Source organism: Methanospirillum sp., from assembly GCF_035406105.1.
Lineage (GTDB): Archaea > Halobacteriota > Methanomicrobia > Methanomicrobiales > Methanospirillaceae > Methanospirillum.
In genome coordinates, this window is record NZ_DAONKG010000164.1 from 1 (window position 1) to 5,624 (window position 5,624).

General features: G+C 50.9%; 5 protein-coding genes and 1 pseudogene. 1 reads left to right on the forward strand and 5 read right to left on the reverse strand.

Annotation, left to right across the window (positions count from 1 at the left end; genetic code table 11):
• On the forward strand, nucleotides 1-1,801 hold a 1,801-nt coding region (locus PLA23_RS09845; protein ID WP_324475051.1), incomplete at its 5' end, for a PAS domain-containing sensor histidine kinase.
• A 1-nt stretch (nucleotide 1,802) separates the two neighbouring features.
• On the opposite strand, the gene trpA is transcribed toward PLA23_RS09845, so the two are convergent.
• The 5 genes and pseudogenes from trpA to PLA23_RS09870 form a co-directional block, all read right to left on the reverse strand.
• Nucleotides 1,803-2,588: a tryptophan synthase subunit alpha gene (trpA, locus tag PLA23_RS09850; protein WP_324329881.1), complete on the reverse strand. Its 786-nt coding sequence runs from the start codon at nucleotides 2,586-2,588 to the stop codon at nucleotides 1,803-1,805.
• Entirely contained in the window at nucleotides 2,585-3,760 is a 1,176-nt protein-coding gene (trpB, locus tag PLA23_RS09855; RefSeq protein WP_324329879.1) for a tryptophan synthase subunit beta, read from the reverse strand. The genes trpA and trpB overlap by 4 nt, the downstream gene beginning before the upstream one ends.
• Entirely contained in the window at nucleotides 3,750-4,337 is a 588-nt protein-coding gene (locus tag PLA23_RS09860) for a phosphoribosylanthranilate isomerase (protein ID WP_324475055.1), read from the reverse strand. Before PLA23_RS09860 ends, trpB begins: the two co-directional genes overlap by 11 nt.
• Complete coding sequence (locus tag PLA23_RS09865; RefSeq protein ID WP_324475053.1) at nucleotides 4,322-5,080, reverse strand: indole-3-glycerol-phosphate synthase; 759 nt, start codon at nucleotides 5,078-5,080, stop codon at nucleotides 4,322-4,324. The genes PLA23_RS09860 and PLA23_RS09865 overlap by 16 nt, the downstream gene beginning before the upstream one ends.
• Nucleotides 5,077-5,624, reverse strand: a pseudogene (locus PLA23_RS09870) (anthranilate phosphoribosyltransferase); the annotation flags it as partial. The gene PLA23_RS09865 and the pseudogene PLA23_RS09870, both read right to left, overlap by 4 nt.

Genomic DNA, 5,624 nt, shown 5'->3' on the forward strand with positions numbered 1-5,624 from the left:
CCCGGTCATAATCCATTCTGCTCCGGTTTATAAAGAAGGTGTAACAACCGGGCTTCGCGGAGTCATTATTGACATATCTGAAAGGAAAAAGGCGGAGGATGAAATCAGGGAGTCTAAACAACAACTCGCCGATGTCATCGACTTTTTCCCGGATGCAACCGTTGTTATCAATTTGCAGGGAGAGGTGATATTCTGGAACCGTGCCATGGTCGCTCTTACCGGAATTGCCGCAGAGGAGATGGTTGGAAAGGGTGATTATGCATACGCAGTCCCGTTCTATGGTGAAAAAAGACCGATCCTGGTAGATATGGCACTCAACCCTGTTCAGGGTACCCCGGAAAAATACTATAATTTCAGGCGGGACGGGGATATCATCATCGGCGAGGCGTATATGACCTGTCTCGGTCCGGAGGTTGTGTATCTGTGGGGTGTTGCGTCTCCGCTGAGAAACCCTGATGGCGAGATTGTCGGTGCCATCGAATGCATCCGTGATATAACTTCCAGAAAACAGGCGGAAGAAGCCCTCAAAAAATCCCGCGAAGAGCTGGAAATTCTGGTAAGTGAGCGGACCCGTGAACTTATGCAGGCATACCAGGCATTGCGGGAGAGTGAGGAGCGATACAGGACCCTTATCGAACTCTCTCCAGATGCCATCTATGTGCATGACGGCAAACAGATATTGTATGCAAACCCGGCCGGGATCAGACATTTTGGGGCTGAAAAGGATGAGGAGATAGTTGGTCAGGATCCCCTTTCATTTGTACATCCTGATTACATCCCTCTCGTTACTTCCCGGGTTGATTCATCCTTATCCGGAACACCGGCAAACCCTCCTGTTGAAGAGTGGTTTGTCGGTCTTAAAGGAGAGATTTTACAAGTTGAAGTCTCTACCATGACGATCAGGTATCAGGGAAAGATGGCCATCCTGGTGGTTGCCAGAGATATCAGTGGGCGAAAGCAGGCACAAGCACAGCTCAGGGAGTATGCACAGGTGCTTGAAGATAAAAACCGTGAGCTTGACTATCTGACCATCCGGCTCATAAAAATGAACCGTGAACTAGATGATCGTGTCAGGGAACGGACTGATGAAGTAAGCAGGCTTCTTAAACAGAAGGATGATTTTATCAACCAGCTGGGGCATGACCTGAAAACACCACTTACCCCGCTCGTGGCCCTGCTGCCTACGCTTCTTCATGAGGAACAGGATAATGAGAGGCGTGAACTCTTTGGGGTTCTTCTCAGGTCCGTGTACTCAATCAGGGAACAGATAGAAAAGATTCTCACCCTGGCCAGACTCACCAGGCAGGAAGGGGTGGTTGAGTTTGAGATGATCCATCCGGCTGCCCTCATTCATCAGGCTGTAGAGAAGCAATGGTTATTTATTCAACAGAAAAACCTGACCGTAGAGGTACGTGTTCCCCAGGATCTGACGATTAATTTTTCAAACCGGGATGCTTCATCAGTGTTTGAAAACCTGATGAGCAATGCAGTCAAGTATACCGGTACTGGTGGTATGATTCGGATTTATGCCCAGGCAGATGATCAGGCAGTCACTATCATCTTTGAGGATACTGGTATCGGCCTTTCTCCGGAAGAGGCGTTACATGTGTTTGATGAGTTTTACATGGCCGACCAGTCACGGCATGATCGGCAGTCCTCAGGTCTTGGGCTTGCCATAGTAAAACGGGTGATGGAGTGCTATGGAGGGAGAGTATGGGTGGAGAGTGACGGACCGGGAACCGGATCCCGGTTTATGATCTGCCTCCCGCTCATTCGCGACGGGTGCTGTAACCGCCCCTGATTCATTCTTTGATGAGTGATTGGACAAATTCTGTTATACCAGGAACCAGGGTATCCGGCTCGTTGAGGCATTCTTCAATTTTTCTGACCAGGGCAGACCCCACAATGACTGCATCAGCCCCTGCATCAGCCCATTCCCGAATCTGTTCCCGGTCAGAAATACCAAATCCTGGTGCAACCGGTATATTTGTCCTTTTTTTCAGATCCAAAAGCAGGTTTCGTGCCACAGGGTCAGTATGTGATCGCATCCCGGTGACACCAAGAGCCGCGACCAGGTAGATAAATCCACTATGAACGGTCAGGATTTTTGAAAGACGCTCTGGCGAGGTGGTTGTGCTGACCATCATGACCGGGGCGACCCCAACTGCCTCTGCGGCGTCAATATACGGACCAGCCTCCTCATACGGCAGATCGGCAACCACGACGGCATCTATCCCGGCATCAGCAGCATCCTGGTAAAATTTTCTGATATTCCGCTGAAGTATCAGGTTGGTGTAGGTAAGGACCACGAGCGGGATATCAGACTCCCTTCGTATATCCCTGACAAGATCGAAGAACCGGTCGGTATTCATCCCTGAAGCAAGTGCCCGTTGATCAGCCTTCTGAATGACCGGTCCGTCAGCAACCGGGTCAGAGAAGGGAAGACCAAGTTCAATGATATCTGCCCCACCATTCAAAAGTGCCCGGACAATCTCCAGACTGGTCGCATAATCCGGATCGCCAGCAACGGTAAAGGTCATAAGAAGGCTTTTTGTACGGTTTTGAAATGCCACTTTGAGACGGTTCATCGTTTCCCCTCCATATATCTCATGACCGTTTCCACATCCTTATCGCCCCTTCCGGAGAGGTTGATGATGACGACAGCGTCCTCTGATAATTCAGGAGCAAGTTTTCGTGCAAAGGCGACCGCATGTGATGATTCAAGTGCAGGAACGATGCCTTCCATCCTGGAAAGGTAGAGGAATGCCTCAAGGGCCTCGGTATCCGTTATTGCGGTATAGATGATCCGTCCTGAATCTTTGTGCATCGCATGTTCAGGACCGACTCCCGGGTAATCAAGCCCGGCAGATATGGAATGTGACTCAATGATCTGACCAAAGGCATCCTGAAGAAGATATGAATAATTCCCGTGAAGTACTCCAGGTCTTCCTCCACACAGTGACGCCCCGTGTTTCTTGTCCAGCCCCTCCCCTCCTGCTTCCACGCCGTACATACTGATGGATGGATCATTGATAAATGGATGAAAGATTCCAATCGCATTGGATCCCCCGCCAATACAGGCGATGATAACATCAGGCAGTCTTCCTTCGGCTTTTAAAATCTGCTTTTTTGTCTCATCCCCGATAACCCGTTGGAGATCCCTGACCAGAACCGGGTAGGGATGGGGTCCGGCAACCGTCCCTATCAGGTAGTGGGTATCGTATACTCTGGCTACCCAGTCGCGAAGTGCTTCGTTCATGGCATCCTTGAGTGTCCGGGTTCCACTCGTCACCGGGATGACTCGTGCCCCCATCATATTCATCCGTGCCACATTGAGGGCCTGACGGGCGATATCCACTTCACCCATGAACACGTCCACTTCAAGACCAAGGACTGCTCCAGCAATAGCTGTTGCCACCCCGTGTTGTCCTGCACCGGTCTCGGCTATCAGTCGTTTTTTACCCATGTGTTTTGCAAGGAGAGCCTGGCCAAGTGCATTGTTTAATTTATGGGCACCGGAATGGAGAAGGTCCTCGCGTTTTAGATATACGGTACACTTCAGATCCCGTGAGACATTTCTGCACCATGTCAACGGTGTCTCACGCCCGGCGTATGTCGTCAGGTACTCGTTCAGTTCGGTCTGAAATGACTTATCCGGCAATATTTTCAGGTATGCGTCTTCCAGTTCTTCCAGGGCTCCCATAAGGGTTTCCGGTACAAAGCATCCGCCATACTCACCAAGCCGGGTATTAAGCTGCATGAGATGCCTCCCGTGCGTTTTTTACAAATGCCATCACTTTCTCTGCATCCTTAATGCCAGGAGATGATTCGACACCTGATGCAACATCGACTGCATATGGCCGCAGCCGTACTGCATCCCTGATATTTTCCGGGGTAAGTCCCCCGGCAAGTATTACTGGTATTTTTGACATGGATATGATAGTTTTCGAGTATTCATGGTCATAGATAACTCCTCTTCCCATACTTGCATCAACGATCACGGCGTCGGCAGCTGATGGGATCGGATCACCGGGCCTGATGACTCTTATGACCTGGTATGGACGAGAGGCAGGGAGAATATGGGGGTGTGAGATCTGAATCGCCGTTGGCTGAAGCGCAAGGATCTCTCTCAGTTCACCGGGAGAACTGGTATGGGATACACACACCCGTCCCATGTATGGTCCTGCTGCCCTGAAAATGTCTGATGCCTGCGCTACCGATACGGAGCGGGGGGAATCCGAAAAGAGGACAACCCCTATGGCATCAGCTCCGGCCCTGTCAGCAAGGCGTGCATCTTCAGGTCTTGTAATGCCGCAGATCTTTATGCGTATACCAATCCCTCCAGTCGTTTTTTAGGATTCTTTGAGGACATGATACTTGATCCGATCAGAAACCCGTCTGCATAGGCACTCATGAACCTGATATCACAGGGCCATATCATCCCGCTTAAAGACACCACCGTCCTGCCTGCCTCACGAATAAGGGGCGCAATCCGCTTTGTTGTGGACAGGTCGGTTTTGAACGAACGAAGATCACGGTTGTTAATCCCGATGAGATCCGCTCCGGTGTCAATGGCCATTCGTGCCTCCTGTCTGCTATGCACTTCAAGCAGTGGTTCAAGTCCCCGTTTTTTTGCTGCATCGACAAAATATGCGGTATTCTCACCAAGAACACAGGCAATGAGAAGGACCGCATCTGCTCCGAGAGCACGGGTCTCATCAAGTTGCTGCTCATGTACAATGAAGTCCTTTCTCAGGATTGGAACGGTCACCCTGTCCCTGATGGCCGGGATGATGCTGGCAGATCCGGAGAAGTATTCAGGTTCTGTCAGTACCGATAGGGCACAGCACCCGCCACGAACCAGGTCTGTTGCGATCATTTCTGGCTGTCCTTCTCTTCTGATAACACCTCGCGACGGAGATGCAAACTTCAGCTCAGCAATAACCGGACGGGCATGTGATCTCTGTTTCTGAATAATTGCCTCTTTCAGGCTGATTGGTGTATGGGAAGATGTCTGAAAGGAACCAGGAAGCAGGGATGCCCGGCGGTGGGCTGATGCCACTATATCTTCAAGGATCATACGTCCCTCCGAAGTGCTTGGATGAGACGGTATGCCTGTCCTGAATCAATCACCTCTTGAGCCTTCCGAAACCCGTCATAGAGGCAGGAAGATTGTTCCCCCAGGTATATCGCCGCAGCAGCATTCAGGAGAATGATATCCCGACAAGGACCTTGTTTCCCTGAGAAGACCTCCAGAATTATCTCTGCATTCTCTGTGGGACTCCCTCCTGTGATGGCATCCCGAAAGACACGGGTAATCCCAAACTCTTCTGGTGTCAGGGTATACCTGCATATAGTTCCGTGGTTTAATTCATAGACAACGGTCTCGCCGGTGATAGTTATCTCGTCAGTTCCGTCTCCATGAACCACCATTGCATGGGAGACTCCAAGGTTTGCAAGTGCACCGGTTATCGGAGGAATATGCCGCGGATCACCAACACCGATCAGACGTGCCGAGGCGCCTGCAGGGTTGAGCAGCGGGCCGAGCATATTAAAGACCGAAAAGAACCCGATCTCTCGTCGTGCTGATGCAACCCGTCCGATGGCAGGATGGTAGCCGGGCG